The organism is Micromonospora sp. NPDC093277 (assembly GCF_044765245.1).
Classification (GTDB): Bacteria; Actinomycetota; Actinomycetes; order Mycobacteriales; family Micromonosporaceae; genus Micromonospora.
Window position 1 is genome coordinate 61,442 of the sequence record NZ_JBIWJO010000006.1, and the last position, 19,379, is coordinate 80,820.

Genomic DNA, 19,379 nt, shown 5'->3' on the forward strand with positions numbered 1-19,379 from the left:
TCGGCGCAGACCCTCAAGGAGAGGCTGATGACCCGTTACGTGCAGTCGGTGTCCGCTCCCGACGACCCATACACCGGGGATCCGCTGCTGCGGTCCTGGCTGGAGCGGCACCTCGGCCCCGCCGGGCACGCCGCCGCCAAGGGACGCCTGGCCGACCTGGCCGCCGACGTCACCGGGCCGCTGCGGGCCGCGCACGCCGACGCCGAGGCCCACCCGCCGGCCCTGGTCCGCTACGACCCGTGGGGCGCCCGCGTCGACCGCGTCGACACCTCCGCCGGCTGGCAGGCCCAGCGGGCCGCCGCCGCCCGGCACGCCGTGGTCGCGCTGCCCTACCTGGAGTCCGCCCGCGCCACCTGGGGAGCCTCCGCCCGGGTCGTCCAGCACGCCCTGCTGCATTTGTACGCGCCGGAGTCGGCCACCTTCTCCTGCCCGGTCGCCATGGCCGACGGCGCCGCCGCGCTGCTCAGCATCCCCGAGGTCGACGCCGCGGTCCGTGACGCCTGGCTGCCCCGGCTGACCGCCACCGACCCGGACACCGCGATCGTCAGCGGGCAGTGGATGACCGAGTCGCAGGGCGGCTCCGACCTGTCCCGCTCCAGCACCATCGGCCGGCCCGCCGCCGACGGGTCGTGGCGGCTGACCGGCGAGAAGTGGTTCTGCTCCGCCGCCGACTCGGCGATGGCGGTCGCGCTGGCCCGCCCGGACGGCGCCGGCCGGGGCAGCCGGGTGCTCGCGCCGTTCCTGGTGCCCCGCTACGCCGCCGACTCGCCCCTGGCCGGCGCCACCGTCGCCGCCGACGCCCCCGCACCCGGGGTGACCGTGCACCGGCTCAAGGACAAGCTGGGCACCTGGGCGCTGCCCACCGCCGAGATCGGGCTGCGCGACGCGTACGCGCTGCCGCTCGGTGACCCGGCCGTGCCCGGCCTGGTCCGGGCGATGACCCTGGTGGTGGTGACCCGGGTGCACAACGCCTCCGCCGCCGCGTCCGGCATGCGCCGCGGCCTGGCCTACGCCCGCGCGTACGCGCAGGCCCGGCAGGTCGCCGGGGGGCGGCTCGCCGAGTCGCCGCTGCACCGGGCCACCCTCGGCACCCTCGCGGTCGACGCGGCCGGCGCGTTCGTTCTCGCCGGGCACGCGTTCGCGCTGCTGGGGCGGGTCGAGGTCGGCGGAGATCCGGCGGCCGCCGCCGAGCTGCGGGCGGTGGCGCCGCTGGCAAAGCTCGCCACCGGCCGGCTGGCCGTGGCCTCCGCCAGCGAATACGTGGAGGCGTTCGGCGGCGCCGGCTACGTCGAGGACACCGGGGTGCCACGGCTGCTGCGCGACGCGCAGGTGCTGCCGATCTGGGAGGGCACCACCAACGTGCTCGCCCTGGACGTGCTGCGCGCGGTCGCCCGGGAGGACGCGGGCGCGCCGCTGCTGCACCGGCTGGCCGCCGCCGTCGACCTGGCCCGACCGCTCTCCCCCGCGCTGGCCGACACCCTCGCCACGGTCACCGGCGAGCTGCGGGACCGTCTCGGCGAGGCCACCGCCGACCCGGCCGCCGTGGAGGTGGTCGCCGGCGCCCGCGGGTTGGCGCTGCGCACGGCGTACGCACTGACCGCCGCGCTGCTGGTGGAGCAGGCGGCGTGGGGCGACGAGCAGGCCGAGGTGGCGGCCCGGCTCTGGGCGCGACGCCGGCTGCGGCACGAGGACATCGCCGCCGACGCCCACCGGCACCTGGAGCTGCTCTGCTGAGAAGACCGGCCCGGGTACCTGCCAGAGGATGTCAGGATCTGTCGACAGGATGGGCGGCATGACAGTGCACGCCGACCTCGCGATGGTCAACCTCGACAGCTCCGACCCGGTCACCCACGCCCGGTTCTACTCCCGTGTCCTCGGCTGGGACGTCACCCACAGCCAGGCCGAATACGCCATGATCAGCAAGGACGGGACCTCGATCGGCTTCGGCCTGGTCGACGGATACACGCCGCCGGCCTGGCCGGACGAGGCCGCCGGCAAGCGTTACCACCTGGACGTGCACGTCGACGACGTGACCGTCGCCGAGAAGGAACTCGTGGCGGCCGGGGCGACGAAGCCGCAGTTCCAGCCGGGCGGTGAGCGGTGGACGGTGCTGCTCGATCCGATCGGCCAGCCGTTCTGCATCTGCCCGCGCCCGCAGGACTGACCGCGGGCCGGCTCGCCGGGCGGTCCACCGCTCGGCGAGCCGCCCGGTCAGCGGAAGGCGGTCACGACCAGGTCGACCGGGCCCGGCGTGACTACGACGCCCGGTAGCGGGACACCGGCCGGCGCTGACCTCGCCGACTCCCGGCACCGGCAGCGGGATCATCCCCGGCGGCGGGCCCGGGCGGCCCAGATGACGTACGCGGGATCGCGGTCCAGATTATGCCGGTCCCGGTCGTAGCGGCGGGTGGTACGCGGATCGGCGTGCCCCATGGCGTCCTGCACATCCTCCAGCGGCACCCCCTCGGACCGGGCGGCGGTGGCGAACGCGTGCCGCAGCGAGTGCGGGGACAGCTTCGCCCAGGCGGGAATGCCGGCGGCCTGGGCGAGCCGGCGGACCAGCCGGAACACCGAGTGCCGGTCCAGCCGGGCACCGGTGGCGGTGACCAGCAGCGGCCCGGTCAACTCGGGCACGGTCACCCCCTGCGCGGCGGCCCGCACCGCCAGGTACGCGTCGACGGCGTACGCGGTGCCGGGAGTGAGCGCCCGACGGCGGACCTTGCCGCCCTTGCCGACGAACCGGACGCTGCGGTGCCCCCGCTCCGCGCCCAGGTCGGCCAGGTCCAGCGAGATCAGCTCGCCGACCCGTAGCCCCAGGTCGGCGAGGAGGGCGACGGTGGCCCGGTTACGGGCGGCGGTCGGTCCGGTGTCCGCCTCGGCGGCGGCGAGCAGCGCGTCGACCTCCTCCGGGGTCAGGCCGATGGTGGCCGAGTGGTCCCGGTCGACCCGGGGCCGGTCCGCGGCGGCGACCGGGTTGGCCTCCACCGCGCGCAGTTTGACCAGGAAGTCGTACCAGCTGGACAGGGCGGACAGCCGGCGGGCGACGGTGGCCGGGGTGAGCGGCCGGCCGCTGCGCGCGCCCAGCGTGGCCTCCAGTTCCCGGCCGTAGGCGTTGACGTCGAGGAAGGTGGCCCGCAGCGGGTCGAGGCCGCGCTCGGCGCACCAGCTCAGCCAGCCGGCGACGTCCCGCCGGTACGCGTCGCGGGTGTGCTCCGACAGCCGCCGGTTGCGCAGCCACGCCTCGGTGAAGTCGGCCGGACCGCCGCGCAACGCGGGACGGACCGACCCGCGGGGCACAACGTCGGGACGAAGCATGCGAGAAAGACTCTCAGCCGGCGGGGCGGATCGCGACGAGGCGCGCCCATGAAGATCAGATTGTCTCCTCCGCCAGCCGGCCGCCGGTGATCCGCCCGCCGCGACCGGTGTCCGGCCGAGATACGGTCGGCGGGTGCGCGCCAGCCGGCTGGTTTCCCTGCTGCTGCTCCTGCAGACGCGGGGGCGGATGACCGCGCAGGAACTCGCCGAGGCTCTGGAGGTCTCCGTCCGGACCGTCTACCGGGACGTCGAGTCGCTCGGCGCGGCCGGCGTGCCGGTGTACGCCGAACGGGGTCCGGCCGGCGGGTACCGGCTGCTGGAGGGCTACCGGACCCGGTTGACCGGGCTGACCGCCCCGGAGGCCGAGGCGTTGTTCCTGGCCGGGATGCCCGGCCCGGCCGCCGAGCTGGGCCTCGGGCCGGTGGTGGCCGCCGCCGAGCTGAAGCTGCTGGCCGCGCTCCCGGACGAGCTGGCCGACCGGGGCGGCCGGATGCGGCAGCGGTTCCACCTGGACGCGCCCGGCTGGTTCCGCCACCCCGAGCCCACCCCGCACCTGGCCGCGCTGGCCCGGGCGGTCTGGGAGGACCGGCTGGTGGAGATGCGCTACCGGCGGTGGCGGACCCCGCGCGAGGTGACCCGGGTGGTGGTTCCGCTGGGCGTGGTGCTCAAGGCCGGCCGCTGGTACCTGGTGGCCCGGTGCGGCGAGCAACTGCGCACCTACCGGGTCGGCGCGGTGCTCGACCTGGTGGTACGCGACGAGCGCTACGACCGGCCGGCCGACTTCGACCTGGCCGGCTACTGGCAGGAGTGGACGCAGCGGTACGAGCGGGACGTCTACCGGGCCGAGGCCCGGGTGCGGATGACCGTGGCCGCGTTGGAGTTCACGGCGTACGTCTTCCCACCGGAGATGAGCCGGGCGGCCCGAGCAGCGGCCGGCGAGCCGGACGAGCACGGCTGGCTGGAGACCACCGTGCCGATCGAGTCGGTGAAACACGCCCACACCGAGCTGCTCAAGCTCGGCGCGGAGGTGGAGGTGCTGGCGCCGGCGGAGCTGCGGGAGCGGCTCACCGGCACCGCACACGCCCTGGCCCGGCTCTACCCCGCGCCAGCAGTGGGCTCAACTTCTCGACCGCCTGACTAACGTACGGCGACGGTGTCGTCAGCTGGCGCCGGAAGCAGCTTCTCGAACCAGTGCTGGGCGTACGGGCCGTCGCTGTAGGCGGGGATCTCGCGGTAGCCGTGCCGGGCGTAGAGGGCGCGGGCCTCGACCAGGTCGGCCCGGGTGTCCAGCCGGATCCGGTCCGCGCCGGCCGACCGGGCGCACCCCTCGACGGCGGCCAGCAGGGCGGCACCGCCACCGGCGCCGCGGTGCGCGGGACGGATGTAGACCCGGGCGAGTTCCGCCCAGCCGGGACACCAGCGCAGGCCGGCACACCCGGCGAGCTGCCCGTCGCGGTGGGCCAGCAGGAGCAGCCCGGTGGGCGGGGCCAGATCGTCGCTGGGCATCTCGGCCAGCGCGTTGGCCACCTCCTTCGGCCGTTCCGGGCGGCCGTACCAGCGACGGACCATCTCCGCCATGTACTCGCGCAGCAGGGCCGCCGCGTCGTGATCGTCAGGCCGGGCGAGGTTTGTGGTCCAGGTCGTCACCGCCTGATCCTCGCCGGACGGTCAACGGCTTTTCCGGCCAGGGACGCCGGTGGACGCCGTGGTCGGTGGCGAGGACCGGATCGTCGACCCGATGCCGCTCAGACGGGTACGGGCGCGCTGAAGTCGACCTCGGCGGTGGCGAGCGTGCCCGCGCTCCGACCCGGAGCGGTGTGGTAGCGCCAGTACAGGTTGGTGTGCGCGATCACCTGCTCCGGCGGTGGCGCGCCGTACGAGGACAGATCCTCCGTGGTGTGGGCGTCACCGACCAGCGTCGCGTCGTAGCCGCGGACGATCGCGCCGTGCAGCGTCGAGCGGATGCACTCGTCGGTCTGCGCGCCGGTCACGACGAGCCGGCCGACGCCGCGCGCGGCGAGCACCGCCTCCAGGTCGGTGTCCTCGAACGAGTCGGGGTAGGCCTTGTGCACCAGTGGCTCCGGATCGCGGCGCACCAGCTCGGGCACGTACTGCCAGTCGTCGCCGCCCCGGGGCAGGTTGTCGCTGCTGTGCTGGACCCAGACGACCTCGACGCCGGCCGCGCGCGCCTGCTCGACAAGCGCGGCGATGTTGGCGACGATCCGGTCCCGGTCGAACGCGTGCCGCACCACGCCGTTCTGCACGTCGATGACGAGCAGGGCGGTGTGCGGTCGTTCGGCGAATGTGGTCATGGCCCCTCCCGGCCTGCGGGTTTTCCGTCTCGGGTCAACCTAGACCTGGCCACCGACATTGTCGCCGGGGCAGGGCCGGGTCGGCGGGTGCTCGGCGGCCAGCGTGACCCGGCGCAGCAGGTCGGACAGGAGCCGCCGCTCGTCCGGGGTCAGCGCTTCGAGCACCCGGTGCTCCTCGTCGCCGACCACCGCGAGGGCGCGCCGCCAGGCGGCGCGGCCGGTGTCGGTCAGCTCGACGTCGACCCGCCGCCGGTCCACGTCGGACGGGATCCGCCGGACGAACCCGCGGCGGATCAGCGCGTCCACCCGGGCGGTGATCGAGGCGGGTGCCATGCGCAGGTCGCCGGCGAGCTCCGACGGCGCGGCCCGGCCGCCTCGGCCGGCGAGGGCGTGCAGCGTGCCGTACTCCTTCTCCTGGAGGTCCAGGTCCGCCAGGGCCCGGTCCTTGACCGCGCGCAGGTGCCGGCTGAGGAACGACATCCGGGTGACCGCGCCCTCGACGTCGGGGTCCAGGTCGGGCAGGACGGGCAGCCAGCGGGCCACGTGCTCGTCGATGCGGTCGCGGTCGGTCACCCCACCACGGTACGCCGTCACCGAAATATTCATTGTCGAAATATTCGACGTCTAAGTATCCTCCGGAGGTGACCCATCCACTCCGGCTCCACTCCTTCCGGCTGCTCTTCCTCGGCCGTACGGCCTCGGCCGTCGGCGACGCCGTGGTACCCACCGCCCTGGCCCTGGCCGTGCTCCGCGCCACCGGATCCACTACCGCGCTGGCGGTGGTGCTCGGCTGCGCGATGGTGCCCCGCCTGCTCCTGCTTCCCCTCGGCGGCGTGGTCGCCGACCGGTTCGACGCCCGCCGCGTCGCCCTCGGCACCGACCTGGTGCGCTGCGCCGCCCAACTGGTCGTCGGCGTCGAACTGCTCGGCGGCGCCCCCGCCCTGACCCACCTCGCGGTGGCCTCCGCCGTCGGCGGCGCCGCCTCGGCCTTCGCCATGCCCACCGCGTCCCCGCTGGTGGCCGGCACCGTCGACGCCGACGGACGGCAGCGCGCAAACGCCCTGATGGGCGCCGCCAACAATGCCAGCCGGCTCGCCGGGCCGGCCCTTGCCGGCCTGCTGATCTGGACCGCCGGACCGGGCTGGGCGTTCGTGCTGGACGCCGCCTCGTTCGCGGTCAGCGCCGCGCTGCTGGCGGTCATCCGGGTACGGCACGTGCCCGTCCCGCACCGGTCGATCCGCGCCGACCTGACGCTCGGCTGGCGGGAGGTCCGCGCCCGCGACTGGTACTGGAGCAGCCTGCTCGCCCACGGCGTGTGGAACGGGGCCGCCGCGGTGCTGCTCACCCTCGGCCCGGTGATCGCCGTCGACCGGCTCGGCGGCGAGGGCGTCTGGGTGCTGCTGCAGCAGGGCGGCGCGCTCGGACTGCTGACCGGCTCGCTGCTCGCCGCCCGGGTACGCCCCAGACGGCCGGTGCTGCTGGGCAACCTGGCCCTGGCCACGTACGCGGTGCCGCTGCTGCTGCTCGCTGTCGCCGCGCCGGCCCCCGTGAGCATCGCCGCGTACTGCCTCGCGCTGATCGCCCTCGGCTTCCTCAACCCCGTCTGGGAAACCGTGGTCCAGGGTCAGTTCCCGCCCGAGGTGCTGGCCCGGGTCACCTCGTACGACTGGCTGATGTCGCTGGGCGCGATGCCGATCGGGTACGCCCTCGCCCCGCTCGCCGCCCGGCAGTGGGGAGCGCCGGCACCCCTCGCGGTGGCCGGCGTGCTGGTGCTGCTCGCCTGCGCCGGCACCGCCGCCGTGCCCGGCGTACGCCGGCTGGGTTGGCCGGTCGACGCCCCGTCCGCACCCACGCAGCAGGTGCCGGCGGGGCGCTGACCGGAGGCGGTCAGAGCCGGTGGCCGGTGGTGGCGTCCACGTGGTCGGGCACCTCGTCGTGCCGGTCGCCCACGGTGGACGTGCCGGACGGTTCGAACATCAGGATCGACGCGCCCAGCGGCGCGAACGGCCGGTGTTCCACCCCACGCGGCACCACGAACACCGCGCCGCGGGGCAGCACCACCTCGCGCTCGGCGGCGTCCACGCCGTCGCGCAGGGCGATGCGCAGCTCTCCGTCGAGCACCAGGAAGAATTCGTCGGTGTGCTCGTGGGTGTGCCAGACGTGTTCGCCGGCCACCTTCGCGATCCGGACGTCGTAGTCGTTGACGGTGGTGACGATTCGGGGGCTCCACAGCTGGTCAAAGCGCGCCAGGGCGGCGGCCAGCTCGATCGGCTCAGCGGTCATCGGTCCATGGTCGCGCACCGCCGCCGCTCACAGGGGGCGGTGCATGACGTGCAGCCCCACCCGGCCCAGCCGAGGGTGCGCGAACGCCGCCGGCACGGTGCCGATCACCGCGAACCCGAGCCGCCGGTACAGCTCGACGGCCGCCTCGTTCGTCTCCACCACGGCGTTGAACTGCATCGCCGCGTAACCCCGGTGGCGGGCCCAGTCCAGGGCGTACTCGGTCAGGGCCCGGCCGACGCCGCGGCCCCGGGTGGCGGCGGCGACCATGAAGCTGGCGGTCGCCACGTGCGAGCCGGGGCCGGGCCGGTTGGTGCCCATCTTGGCGGTGCCGAGGATCCGGCCGTCCTCGACGGCGACCACGGTGCGCCCGGGCGGTCGTTCCACCCACACGTCGTACGCGACCTCGGCGGGCCATGCCGGGTCGTACGGGAACGTCTCCCCGGTGGTGATGACGTCCTCGACGATCGGCCAGACCTGCGCCCAGTCGGACTCGGTGAACTCGCGGATCCGCATTCCCGGCACGCTATCCGGCCCGTGCGACCGCCCGCGATCCTGTTTTTTGCCCAACCGTGACCAGGTGGGAGCTGTCGCGGGCACCCACGGGTGGCGGGCGGCGACGAAGATGGGCAGGTGGCCGAACCTGTCAGCGAACTCGACCGTTCCACGACCGAGGCGCCCCCGGCGAACGCGCTCCCCCCGGCGCCCGGTCCGCGTACCGCCGGGCCGTGGCTGGTCGGCGCGGCCGTCACCGCCGTGCTGCTGCTGTTCGCCGGCCGGTACGGCTACCACCGCGACGAACTGTACTTCCTGCTCTGCGGCCGGCACCTCGACTGGGGATACGCCGACCAGGGGCCCCTCGTGCCGGCCCTGGCCCGGCTGATGGACACGATCGCGCCCGGCAACCTGGTGGTGCTGCGTACCCCGTCGGCGTTGATCGCCGGCGCGGCGGTGGTGCTGGTCGCGGCGATCGCCCGGGAGCTCGGCGGCGGCCGCGGCGCGCAGCTGCTGGCCGCGTTCCTCGGCGCCGTCGCGGGCATCGTGCTCGCCCCCGGTCACCTGCTCAGCACCACCACCGTCGACCTGCTGGTCTGGCTCGCCGCGGGGTGGTGCGCGGTGCGGATGCTGCGCACCGGTGACAGCCGGTGGCTCCTCGGCATCGGTGTGGCGCTCGGCTTCGGCATGCTCAACAAGCTGCTGCCCGCCCTGCTCGCCGTGGGTCTGCTGGCCGGGGTGGCGATCGCCGGGCCGCGCCGGCTGCTGCGCGACCGGTGGCTGTACGCCGCCGCCGGCATCGTCGTCGTGCTCGCCGCGCCGTATCTGGTGTGGCAGGCGGCGCACGGTTTCCCCCAGCTCTCCGTGGCGTCGTCGATCTCCGGCGGCGACAGCTCCTACAGCGGCCGCCTCGACGCGGTCGTGCTGCAACTGGTCATCATCAGCCCGTGCGCGGTGCCGATCTGGGTCGCCGGGCTGGTGGCGCTGCTGCGCCGGTCGGCCTGGCGGTCGTACCGGGCGATCGGTTGGGCCTGGCCGGTGGTGTTCGCGATCGTGCTGCTCGCCGGCGGCAAGGGCTACTACGACGCGCCGCTGCTGCTGGTGGTCACCGCCGCCGGCGCGGTGGTCACCGCCGACTGGGCGGGCCGGAGCGGGGGGTGGGCCCGGCGTGCGCTGGTCGCCGCCGGCGCCGCCGTGGCGTTGGCCGGCAGCGCGATCCTGCTGCTGCCCACCCTGCCGGCCGACCGGCTGCCCGGGTTCGTGGTCGACGCGAACTACGACGCCGGCGAGACCATCGGCTGGCCGGCGTTCGCCGACTCGCTCGCCGCCGTCCACCGGGGCCTGCCACCGGATCAGCGGTCGCGCGCGGTGATCCTGACCAGCAACTACGGCGAGGCGGGCGCGGTGGCCCGGTACGGGCCGCAGCGGGGGCTGCCGCGGGCGTACTCGGGGCACAACAGCATGGCCGGATTCGGCCGCCCGTCGGAGGACGCCGACGTGGTGATCGCCGTCGGCTGGGCCCGCCCCGACCAGCTTCGGGGGTGGTTCACCGAGGTCACCGAGGCCGGCCGGATCGACCAGCGGGTCGACGTCGCCAACGACGAGAACGGTCTGCCGGTCTACGTCTGCCGCGGGCTGCGGCGGCCGTGGTCGGAGATCTGGGACACCGAGGTACGCCACGCCGGCTGACCACGGTCGCCGGCCGTGAATACTTGTCGGCATGCTGTGGGGTGTCAGCGGTCCGGTCTTCCTTCTCGACTACCTCGCCGGGGTGGCCGGGGCCCTCGCGATCGCGCTGCCCGTACGGGCGCTGGTGGGGTGGCGGACCCGGGGCGAGCCGCTGTCGACCGTCGAACTGGCGTACCTGACCGACCGGGCGGGGCTGGCCTGCCAGGTGGGCGTGGCGACGCTGCGCCGGGCCGGGGTGGTGCACCTCGGCGAGCTGGCGACCCTGTCGGTGGACGGCCCGCCGCCATCCGGGTCCGCCCCGCTGGTGCGCGCCCTGCACGCCGCGCTGCGCCGGCCGCAGACCTGGGCCGCCGCGCTCGCCGACCCCGGTGTGGGCCGCGCGCTGCGCCGGCTGGTGGGCCGGCTGGTCCGGGACGGCTGGCTGCTCACCCCGGCGCAGCGGCGGCGCATCGCGTTCGGCACGCTGCCGCTGTTCGCGGTCGCCGTGGTCGGGGTGACCCGGCTGGTGGACAGCGCGGTCGAGCACCGTACGGCCGGCGGCCCGGCCTCCGTGGTGGGCCTGCTGCTGTGCTGCCTGGCCACCGCGCTCGGCGGCTGGTGGCTGTGCGAGGTGCCGGAGACCGGAGCGGCCGCGCGCCGGCTCCTGCGCCGCCGGCGCCGTACGCACGCCGAGCTGGCGCCCGAACGGCGGCCCGCGTGGAGCGAGCGGGACACCGCGGAACTGCTGACGGCGATGGCGGTGTTCGGCCCGCGCCCGCTGCTCGCCGTCGATCCACGCTTCGCCGAGTTGGTCGGCGTCGACCCCGAGCGCACCCGGCCCCGCGAGTACGTCACCGCGAAAGCGAACTGACCGCGGCGCGCCGTGCCCGCCCAACCTGGCGGGCACGGCCGCGCTGTCGCACGGTGCGGGAGATCAGTCGAGTTCCGCGGCGAGCCGGATCACCCGCGCCAGGTCCCGCACCTCCGCGTCCTCGCTGGCGGTGGCCGCCTCGTCCGCGATCTCCGCCAGGTCACCCAGGCGCACCTCCTGGCCGTACGGACCGCCCCGCAGCGCCTGGGCGAAGTAGGCCGCCGCGTAGCAGGTCCGCAACCGTGGCGACGCCGCGCCGAAGCCCCGGTTCAGGTCGGTGGCGGTCACCGACTCGTACGTCTCGGCGGCCTTGCGGTCGTGCGGATCGGTCCAGCGCACCTGCACCCGGGCGACCCGGGCCGAGGGGGACGCCTCGTCGGCCAGCCGCACCGCGTACAGCGCCGTGACGCTGTGTCCGGGACCGACCTCGCCGCCGTCGACCCGGTCGTTTCGGAAGTCCTCGTCATCGATCGCCCGGTTGTCGTACCCGATGAGACGGTAGGACTGCACCGCGCTCGGGTCGAAGCTCACCTGCACCTTGGCGTCCAACGCCCGGACGCTCAACGTCGCCGGCAACTGCCCGACGAACAGCTTCCGGGCCTGGGCGCGTTCGCTGACGTACACCACGAAGCCGTCACCCTGGTCGGCCAGCTGCTCCATCAGCGTGTCGCCGTATTCGCTGCCGACCCCGACACCGAGCAGGGCGATCTCCTTCGCTGCCTCGTCGCGTACCCGGCGCAGGATCGGTTCCGCTTCGGTCCGGCCGACGTTGGCGAGCCCGTCGGAGAGCACGATGACCCGGTTGGTCGCGCGGGGACGGAACCCGTCGCGGGCCACCCGGTAGCCGAGCACCAGTCCGGCCTCGAGGTTCGTGCTGTCCCGGGTATGGAGCGAGTCGACGGCGTCGTGCAGTGCCTCGGCGTCGGAGACGCGGGTCATCTCCCGAACCACCCGGGCCTCGCTGCTGAACGCGACGATGGCGATGGAGTCGGTGGGGCGCAACTGGTCGACGAGGGTGTGCAGCGCATCCTGCACCAGGTCGAGCCGGCCGGGCTCGTCCATCGATCCGGAGACGTCGACCACGAAGGTGAGGGCGGCGTCGGGGCGGCTCTCCTGGTTCTCCGCGCGGGTCTGCAGTCCGACCCGCATCAACCGGACCTGCCCGGACATCGCATGGGTCGTGGGGAGCCGGGCCCCGTCGACGTGGATGGCGAAGCCGTCGCCGGCGGGCTCGGCGTAGTCCTGCCGGAAGGAGTTCACGAACTCCTCGGGCCGCACCGCGGTCGGCTCGGGCAGCCGTCCGTCCATGATGAGGCGGCGGGCGTAGCCGTACGACGCGGTGTCGACGTCGACGCCGAAGGTGGAGCGTGGGTCGTCCCTCGTCGCCGTTTCGTCCCCACCCGACCACGGCGTCCCGTCGTGGTCGCGGACCGGCCCGTGGGCCGCGTCGCCGCGCTGCACGCCCCCGGCGGAGCAGGCGGTGACCGTCATCGTGATCGCGAGCGCCGCCAGCAGCAGCGACCGTCGCATGTGGATCATCGGATCCTCCTGGGCAGGCTGGGGTGGGTGATCCGGCGCAGCACGTCGGATCCGTCACGGTCATTGACGCAGACGGGGAGCGCGGCGGGTCCCGTCGTAGCCGAGCCGATACACAAGCGTGAACGTCGTGACCGTCCCGTTTGCATTACGTGACCTGGTCGAGTGCGCCGCTTGGCTTCACGGGCGGGCGGCCCACCCGCGCCGCTGCCGACCGCATGCGGCACAGTGGCACCAGCGGCCGACGCGCGGCCGGTGCGAGGGAGGCGGTGGCCGGTGGCGGGTCCGACCGGGGTGGTGTTCCCCCTGACCGACGGCACGCGCAGCACGACGGCGCTCGGCCGGGCCGTCGTCGCCGACGCCCTGCGCGCGGTCGACCCGGTCGGCGCGCGCTCGGCCGAGCAGGAGACCAACTGGCGGCACGGCTATCTGGGGCACTTCCGCCGGCTCGTCGAGGCGGGCCTGCTGTCCCGCGATGCCGGGGTCACCGTTGCCCGCGACGGGCTCGCCGCGCTGTACGCCCGGATGCGGGTGCTCGACGAGGGCGGCGCGGAGCATCCGCTGGACGAGTCTTTCACCCTCGACGCCGGGCAGCCGCTGGACACCGCCACCGTGGCCGGAGCCGGGGAGCCCGAGCGGGAACTGGCGCTGCCGTACCACGGGCAGCGGCTGCGCGGCGACGAGCTGCGCCGCCGGCTCGACGCCTGGGTTGCCGCCGGGGTGATCGAGCCGTCCTGCGCCGAGGCGGTCCGCGCGGTCATGGCCAACCCGGACTGGCTCGACCTGCGCGACCAGCGCGTGGTGGTGCTCGGCGCCGGCGCCGAGATGGGCCCGCTGCCGTCGGTGCTGCGCTGGGGCGGCGACGTCGTCGCGGTCGACCTGCCTCGGCCCGACATCTGGCGGCGGCTGCTGCGCACCGCCCACCGGTACGGCGGCCGGCTGCACCTGCCGGTGCGCCCCGGTACCGGCGACGACGACCAGGCCCTCGCCGACGGTGCCGGCGCGGACCTGCTGCACCGCCTGCCCCAGGTTGCCGGGTGGCTGCTCGGCCTGGACGGCCGGCTGGTGCTCGGCAACTACGTCTACGCCGACGGCGCCACCAACGTGCGGGTCGCCATGGCCGTCGACGCGCTCACCCGGCACGTGCGCCGGCGCCGCGACGACGTGGCGCTGGCCTTTCTCGCCACCCCCACCGACGTGTACGCCGTCCCCGGCGAGGCGGTCGTGCACGCCGACCGGGGGTACGCCGCCCGGGGTCTCGCCCGCCGGTCGCTGCGCGTGCTCTCCGGTGGTCGGCTGCTGCACCGCAACTACCCGCCCGGCGCCGACCCGGGCGTCAACGACAGCCTGGTGCCGCAGCAGGGCCCGAACTACGCCCTGGCCAAGCGGTTGCAACGCTGGCGGGCGACAGTGGCGCGCGACGCCGGCGCGACTGTGTCGTTCAAGGTCGCCCCGCCGACGCGGACCCGCTCGGTGCTGCGCAACCGGGCGCTGGCCGCCGCGTACGCGGGCGCGCACCGGTTCGGCATCGAGGTGTTCGAGCCGGCGACCAGCAACACGTTGATGGCCGCGCTGCTCGTACATGACCTGCGCACCGGGGGCGGCCCGGCCCAGGATCACCCGTGGCGCGACGAGGCGTTCGGGGCGGCGCACGGCGGGCTGTGGCGGGTGCCGTACGCCCCGCGCAGCGCCCTCGGCCTGGCGGTGCTGCTCGGTCTGGGCGCCGCCCGCGGCTAGCGGGCCAGCACGTCGACGGCGAGGTCACGCACCACCGATTCGTCGACCTCCACACCCAGCCCCGGGCCGGCCGGCACCCCGGCGACGCCGTCGCGGATCTCCACGGTCGCCCCGGTGGCGTACGACGATTCCAGGAACTGCCGCCCGTTGAGGTCCACGGGCGTGTCGATGCCATACGCGGCGAACAGGTGCAGCGAGGCGGCCAGGCCCAGGTCGGAGTCGGTGAGGCCGGAGCCCATCAGCCGCACGCCGGTATCCTCGGCGAGCGCGCACAGCCGCCGCGACAGCGTCAATCCGCCGCTGCGCTGCACCTTGGCGATGGCCACGTCCACCGCGTCGAGCTTGACGAAGGTGGCCAGGTCGCTGGGGTGGCGCAGGCTCTCGTCGAGCGCGACCGGCACCGGCGAGGACTCCCGCAGGCGGCGCAGCCCGGCCAGGTCGTTGGCCGGCAGCGGCTGTTCGAACGCGGTGACGTCGAGGTCGGCCAGCCGGCGGGCCATCCGCAGCGCCGCGTCGACGGTGTACGCCTGGTTGGCGTCGACCCAGAGCGCGGCGTCGGGCGCGGCCTCGCGGACCGCCCGCACGACGGCGGCGTCCTCGGCCTCGCGGTGCAGGCCGACCTTCACCTTGAACGCCCGGTAGCCGAGGGCCTGCCCCTCGGCCACCGCGTCGGCCACCTCGGCGGCGGTCTGCCCGGACACGATCCAACCCAGCTCGATCGTCTCCCGGCGGCGCTGCCCCCACAGCACCCCGACGGGCACGCCCAGCGCCCGCCCGAGCAGGTCGTGCAGGGCGACGTCGACGGCGCACTTGGCCAGCGGGGCGCCGATGGTGAGGCCCCGGTTGATCGTCCGGTCGAAGGCTTCGGTCACCCCGTCGAGATCCCAGGCGGGGCGGCCGAGGATCGCCGGGGTGAGATAACGGTCGATGGTGGTGACGATCGACTCCGCGGTCTCGTAGGTCCAGGCCGGGATCGGGGTGGCCTCGCCCCAGCCGGTCAGCCCGTCGGCGGTGACCTTGACCAGGACGCGGATGCTGGGCCGCCCGGCGACGGCGACCGACCCGCCGGACACCCCGAACGAGCGCATGGTGGGCAGCGCGACGGCGTACGTCCGTACCGAGTCGATGGTCAGCCCGGCCAGGGCGGTGGCGGCAACGGTCACGGTGAACGCCTTTCCTGCTTGTCTCGATCAGGCCAGCTTGGCGGTGCTGGCCCGGACGACCACCTCGCCGCCCATCCGCAGGATCCGGCGACGCCGTCCGGTGTTGTCGGTGAGCGCCAGCTCCATCGCCTTCTCCCCGAGCTGCTGCAACGGCAGCGCCACGGTGGTCAGTGGCGGGGTGAGGTCGCGAACGATCGGAATGTCGTCGAAGCCGGCGACGGAGACGTCTCCCGGCACGGAGAGCCCGTGGTCGCGCAGCGCCGCGCAGGCGCCGATGGCCATCACGTCGGTCAGCGCGAACACGCAGGTGGCGGTCATCCCCCGGGCCAGCAGTTCGGTCATCGCGCCGTAGCCGCCGTCGCGGGTGAACGCGCCCTCCACGATGTCGGCCGGGGCCAGCGCCACACCGGCCTTCTTCAGCTCGTCGCGGAAGCCGCCCAGCCGGTCGGCGACGGTGGTCAGCGCCGGTGGCCCGGCCAGCACCGCGAACCGGCGATGTCCCAGGTCGAGCAGGGCGCGGGCCATCGCGGCCGCCCCGGCCCGGTTCTCCGGCAGCACGCTGTCGACCTTGAGGCTGCGGTGCCGGCTGACCACCGCGACCCGGCCGCCGCCGTCGAGGTAGGGCCTCAGCTCGGCGTCCAGGGCACGCTCCCAGTGCGGGTCCTCGAACCCGGAACCGATGAGCAGGATGGCAGGCGCCCGCTCGGCGCGCAGCATCGACACGTACGCAATCTCCCGCTCCGGGTCGCGGAACGTGCTGGCCAGCATCACCAGCAGGTCCTTGTCCCCGGCGACCCGCATGACGCCGCCGGCAACGGCGGCGAAGTACGGGTCGCTGACGTCGTGGCAGATGACGCCGACGGTGCGGTGCGACGCCCCGGCCAGGGCGCGGGCGTGCGCGTTCGGCGTGTACGCCAGCTGCTCCGCAGCCGCGAGCACCCGGTCCCGCAGCTGCGGGGTCACCCGCATGCCGTTGAGTGCCCGGGAGGCCGTGGCGAGTGAGACGTCGGCGGCTCTGGCCACGTCTTCCAGCGTCACGTGGGTCCGTGGCTGCATGGACTTTCCCCCTGCGGAACTTCTTGACCGGAAGATTTCGGCGTGGTTACCGTAGCACCCTGAAAGCGCTTACTGAAAGCGCATTCAGGCCGCTCCGCCGGACCGTCCCGCAGGCCGGTTCGGCCCTGACCGACGGCACGCGCCTACCCAACGGCTGGGATCCCGGAACCGCCGGCCAGCCACAAAGAACGGAGGGCCATGGCCGCGCAGAGCACCATCGAGCAACCGGAGCCGGCCGCGCCGGCCCGCACCCCCGCGCCGGCCGCCCGTCGCCAGGACCCGGCCGGCGCCGGCCTGCTCCGCCTCGTCCAGGGCACCTGGCGCCCCGCCGCGGTCCTCGCGGCGATCTTCGTCGTCTGGTGGGCGGTAACCGCGGCCGAGCTGGTCAAGCCCTACCTCGTCCCCTCGCCGGGCGCCACGCTGGACGTCGTCCTCAACCAGACCAGCTACTTCGCCCACCACACCTGGATCACCACGTACGAGACGGTGCTGGGCTTCGCCATCGCGATCGTGGTCGGCGTGGTCTCGGCAGTCGTCATGGTCTACTCGCCGACGGTCGAGAAGAGCCTCTACCCGCTGCTGCTGTTCGCCCAGGTGATCCCCAAGATCGCCATCGCGCCGCTGTTCATCGTGTGGCTCGGCTTCGGGCTCTCCCCGAAGGTCGTCGTCGCGGTGCTGATGGCCTTCTTCCCGATCGTCATCTCCACGGTCACCGGCCTCAAGTCGATCGACCCGGAGATGCTGCAACTGTCGGCGACCATGGGGGCGGGCCCGGGACAGACCTTCACGAAGATCCGCTTCCCGGCCGCCCTGCCGCACCTGTTCGCCGGCCTCAAGGTCGCCGCCACGATGGCCGTCACCGGCGCCGTGGTGGGCGAGTTCGTCGGCGCCAACGAGGGCCTCGGCTACGTGATCCTGCAGGCCAACGGCAACCTCGACACCCCGACGCTCTTCGCCGGGCTGCTCATCATGTCGCTGCTCGGCGTCGTCCTGTTCGTGGCCGTGGAAGTGCTCGAGCATTTCGTCCTCCCATGGCACGCCAGCCGCCGTACCGACGCCGCTACGACGTCGCTCTGAATAGGAGACCTGTCCCATGAAGTTGCGCAGCATCGCCGCCGCGCTCGTGCCGGCCCTCATCCTGGCCACCACCGCCGCCTGCGGCTCGTCCTCCGACGAGCAGAGCAAGAACGCCCAGGGCCAGGACAAGGTCACCCTGACCCTCAACTGGTACCCGTACGGCGAGCACGCACCGTTCTACTTCGGCAAGACGAAGGGCATCTTCGCCAAGCACGGCATCGACCTGACCATCCAGGCCGGGCAGGGCTCGCAGAAGACCATCCAGGCCACCGCGGCCGGGCAGACCGACTTCGGCTGGGCCGACACCCCTGCCCTGCTCTCCGCCGTCGGCCAGGGCATGGACGTCAAGAGCGTCGGAGTCTTCCTCCAGACCACCCCGTCGTCGGTGCAGTTCTTCAGCGACAAGAACATCAACACCCCCGCCGACCTCAAGGGCAAGACCATCGCCTCCACCGCCGGCGACGCGCTGAGCAAGACCTTCCCGGCCTTCCTCAAGGCCAACGGCCTCAGCGACGGTGACGTGACCCTGCAGAACACCGACCCGGCCGGGAAGATGGCCGCCGTCATGTCGGGCAAGACCGACGCACTGCTCGGCTTCGCCACCGACCAGGGACCGACCATGCAGGAGAAGGCCGGCAAACCGGTCTCCTACCTCAAGTTCGCCGACCATGGCCTGACCTTCTTCAGCAACGGCCTGATCGCCTCGACCGACACCGTCAAGAACAAGCAGGACCTGGTCAAGCGGATGGTCGCCGCCAGCAGCGAGGCGTGGGCGACCGCCGAGGGCAACCCGACCGGCGCGGTCGAGGCCATGCAGGGCGCCTCCCAGCAGTTGCCGTCGGAGAAGGTGCTCACCGAACAGTTCAACGCCACGCTGCAGCTGCTGCACACCGACGCCACCAAGGGTCGGGCCCCCGGCGTCAACGACGAGTCCGACTGGACGAAGACGATCAACGTCTTTGCCGAGGCCGGTGTGATCAGCAAGGCCGAGTCCCCGGCGACCTACTGGGACGCGAGCTTCTCCCCGAAGGGATGAACCCGATGACGGTCGGCAACACCACCACGCAGCGACCCACGGACGCCACAGCCACCGGCGCCGCGGTCGAGATCGACCAGGTCGCGGTCCGCTTCCGTACCAAGAAGAAGGACGTCACCGCGCTGCGCGAGGTCTCGCTGCGGATCGAACCGGGCGAGTTCGTCTCGATCGTCGGCGCCTCCGGCTGCGGCAAGTCCACGCTGCTCAAGCTGGTGTCCGGCCTGCTGCGGCCGTCGTCCGGTCAGGTCCGCCTGCACGGCGAGGACGTGCGGGGGCCGCGGCGCGACATCGGGTACGTCTTCCAACGCGCCGCGCTGCTGGAGTGGCGCACCGCCCGGCGCAACATCATGCTCCAGGCCGAGATGCGGCGTATGCCCCGGGCCGAGGCCCGCCAGCGGGTCGACGAGCTGATCGCGATGACCGGCCTGACCGGCTTCGAGGACGCGTACCCGAACGAACTGTCCGGCGGGATGCAGCAGCGGGTGGCCCTGTGCCGCGCGCTGCTGCACCGCCCCCCGGTCCTGCTCATGGACGAGCCGTTCGGGGCCCTCGACGCCCTCACCCGCGAACAGATGAACGTCGAGCTGCGGCGCATCTGGCGGGAGACCGGCACCACCGTCCTGCTGGTCACCCACTCCATCGCCGAGGCCGTCTACCTGGCCAACCGGGTGATCGTCATGACCCCCCGACCCGGCACCGTCGCCGAGGTCATCGACGTCGACCTCCCTGTCGAGCGTGACTACGGCCAGACGATGTCGGAGCCCGCCTTCGCCCGCGCCACGGGACGCATCCGGGACCTCCTGGGTGCGACGACGACCGCCGAATAACCACCG

General features: G+C 74.0%; 19 protein-coding genes. 10 read left to right on the forward strand and 9 right to left on the reverse strand.

Annotated features, from left to right (window positions below):
- Positions 1-27 precede the first annotated feature (27 nt).
- Both ACIRG9_RS14775 and ACIRG9_RS14780 read left to right on the forward strand, forming a co-directional pair.
- The gene (locus ACIRG9_RS14775; protein WP_402855091.1) at positions 28-1,734 is read left to right on the forward strand and encodes an acyl-CoA dehydrogenase family protein; all 1,707 of its coding nucleotides are present in this window, start codon (positions 28-30) and stop codon (positions 1,732-1,734) included.
- A gap of 58 nt (positions 1,735-1,792) precedes the next feature.
- A complete protein-coding gene (locus ACIRG9_RS14780; protein ID WP_402855094.1) occupies positions 1,793-2,164 on the forward strand; it encodes a VOC family protein in 372 nt (123 codons plus the stop codon).
- Positions 2,165-2,322: 158 nt separating this feature from the next.
- Here ACIRG9_RS14780 and ACIRG9_RS14785 read toward each other — a convergent pair whose 3' ends face one another.
- A complete protein-coding gene (locus tag ACIRG9_RS14785; RefSeq protein ID WP_402855097.1) occupies positions 2,323-3,315 on the reverse strand; it encodes a tyrosine-type recombinase/integrase in 993 nt (330 codons plus the stop codon).
- Positions 3,316-3,448: 133 nt separating this feature from the next.
- Between ACIRG9_RS14785 and ACIRG9_RS14790 the strand changes: the two genes are divergently transcribed.
- Entirely contained in the window at positions 3,449-4,456 is a 1,008-nt protein-coding gene (locus tag ACIRG9_RS14790) for a helix-turn-helix transcriptional regulator (protein ID WP_402855100.1), read from the forward strand.
- On the opposite strand, the gene ACIRG9_RS14795 is transcribed toward ACIRG9_RS14790, so the two are convergent.
- The 3 genes from ACIRG9_RS14795 to ACIRG9_RS14805 all read right to left on the reverse strand — a co-directional run bounded on the left by ACIRG9_RS14795 (position 4,453) and on the right by ACIRG9_RS14805 (position 6,200).
- A complete protein-coding gene (locus tag ACIRG9_RS14795; RefSeq protein WP_402855103.1) occupies positions 4,453-4,962 on the reverse strand; it encodes a GNAT family N-acetyltransferase in 510 nt (169 codons plus the stop codon). The genes ACIRG9_RS14790 and ACIRG9_RS14795 overlap by 4 nt on opposite strands.
- 98 nt (positions 4,963-5,060) lie before the next feature.
- Complete coding sequence (locus tag ACIRG9_RS14800; RefSeq protein ID WP_402855105.1) at positions 5,061-5,627, reverse strand: cysteine hydrolase family protein; 567 nt, start codon at positions 5,625-5,627, stop codon at positions 5,061-5,063.
- Positions 5,628-5,666: 39 nt separating this feature from the next.
- Positions 5,667-6,200, reverse strand: coding sequence for a MarR family winged helix-turn-helix transcriptional regulator (locus ACIRG9_RS14805; protein WP_402855108.1), 534 nt, complete (start codon positions 6,198-6,200; stop codon positions 5,667-5,669).
- A 68-nt stretch (positions 6,201-6,268) separates the two neighbouring features.
- Here ACIRG9_RS14805 and ACIRG9_RS14810 point away from each other — a divergent pair, with 68 nt between their 5' ends.
- Complete coding sequence (locus ACIRG9_RS14810; protein WP_402855111.1) at positions 6,269-7,504, forward strand: MFS transporter; 1,236 nt, start codon at positions 6,269-6,271, stop codon at positions 7,502-7,504.
- A gap of 10 nt (positions 7,505-7,514) precedes the next feature.
- Here ACIRG9_RS14810 and ACIRG9_RS14815 read toward each other — a convergent pair whose 3' ends face one another.
- Together ACIRG9_RS14815 and ACIRG9_RS14820 are read right to left on the reverse strand one after the other, a co-directional pair.
- Complete coding sequence (locus tag ACIRG9_RS14815) at positions 7,515-7,910, reverse strand: cupin domain-containing protein (protein ID WP_402855114.1); 396 nt, start codon at positions 7,908-7,910, stop codon at positions 7,515-7,517.
- 27 nt (positions 7,911-7,937) lie between these two features.
- The gene (locus ACIRG9_RS14820; RefSeq protein ID WP_402855117.1) at positions 7,938-8,423 is read right to left on the reverse strand and encodes a GNAT family N-acetyltransferase; all 486 of its coding nucleotides are present in this window, start codon (positions 8,421-8,423) and stop codon (positions 7,938-7,940) included.
- 117 nt (positions 8,424-8,540) lie between these two features.
- Between ACIRG9_RS14820 and ACIRG9_RS14825 the strand changes: the two genes are divergently transcribed.
- Positions 8,541-10,091, forward strand: a complete 1,551-nt coding sequence (locus tag ACIRG9_RS14825; protein ID WP_402855120.1) for a glycosyltransferase family 39 protein — start codon at positions 8,541-8,543, stop codon at positions 10,089-10,091.
- A 31-nt stretch (positions 10,092-10,122) separates the two neighbouring features.
- Entirely contained in the window at positions 10,123-10,941 is an 819-nt protein-coding gene (locus ACIRG9_RS14830; RefSeq protein ID WP_402855123.1) for a TIGR04222 domain-containing membrane protein, read from the forward strand.
- 63 nt (positions 10,942-11,004) lie between these two features.
- On the opposite strand, the gene ACIRG9_RS14835 is transcribed toward ACIRG9_RS14830, so the two are convergent.
- Complete coding sequence (locus ACIRG9_RS14835) at positions 11,005-12,480, reverse strand: von Willebrand factor type A domain-containing protein (RefSeq protein ID WP_402855124.1); 1,476 nt, start codon at positions 12,478-12,480, stop codon at positions 11,005-11,007.
- Positions 12,481-12,753: 273 nt separating this feature from the next.
- Here ACIRG9_RS14835 and ACIRG9_RS14840 point away from each other — a divergent pair, with 273 nt between their 5' ends.
- Entirely contained in the window at positions 12,754-14,214 is a 1,461-nt protein-coding gene (locus ACIRG9_RS14840) for a hypothetical protein (protein WP_402855127.1), read from the forward strand.
- On the opposite strand, the gene ACIRG9_RS14845 is transcribed toward ACIRG9_RS14840, so the two are convergent.
- On the reverse strand, positions 14,211-15,377 hold the full coding sequence (locus ACIRG9_RS14845) for a mandelate racemase/muconate lactonizing enzyme family protein (RefSeq protein ID WP_402855130.1): 1,167 nt from the start codon (positions 15,375-15,377) through the stop codon (positions 14,211-14,213). The genes ACIRG9_RS14840 and ACIRG9_RS14845 overlap by 4 nt on opposite strands.
- A 27-nt stretch (positions 15,378-15,404) precedes the next feature.
- The gene (locus ACIRG9_RS14850; RefSeq protein WP_402855133.1) at positions 15,405-16,433 is read right to left on the reverse strand and encodes a LacI family DNA-binding transcriptional regulator; all 1,029 of its coding nucleotides are present in this window, start codon (positions 16,431-16,433) and stop codon (positions 15,405-15,407) included.
- A gap of 198 nt (positions 16,434-16,631) precedes the next feature.
- Between ACIRG9_RS14850 and ACIRG9_RS14855 the strand changes: the two genes are divergently transcribed.
- The 3 genes from ACIRG9_RS14855 to ACIRG9_RS14865 are packed head-to-tail and all read left to right on the forward strand — an operon-like array spanning position 16,632 to position 19,373.
- Positions 16,632-17,510: an ABC transporter permease gene (locus ACIRG9_RS14855; protein WP_402855136.1), complete on the forward strand. Its 879-nt coding sequence runs from the start codon at positions 16,632-16,634 to the stop codon at positions 17,508-17,510.
- Between the two features lie 16 nt (positions 17,511-17,526).
- On the forward strand, positions 17,527-18,546 hold the full coding sequence (locus ACIRG9_RS14860) for an ABC transporter substrate-binding protein (protein ID WP_402855138.1): 1,020 nt from the start codon (positions 17,527-17,529) through the stop codon (positions 18,544-18,546).
- A gap of 5 nt (positions 18,547-18,551) precedes the next feature.
- Complete coding sequence (locus ACIRG9_RS14865) at positions 18,552-19,373, forward strand: ABC transporter ATP-binding protein (RefSeq protein ID WP_402855141.1); 822 nt, start codon at positions 18,552-18,554, stop codon at positions 19,371-19,373.
- Positions 19,374-19,379 lie beyond the last annotated feature (6 nt).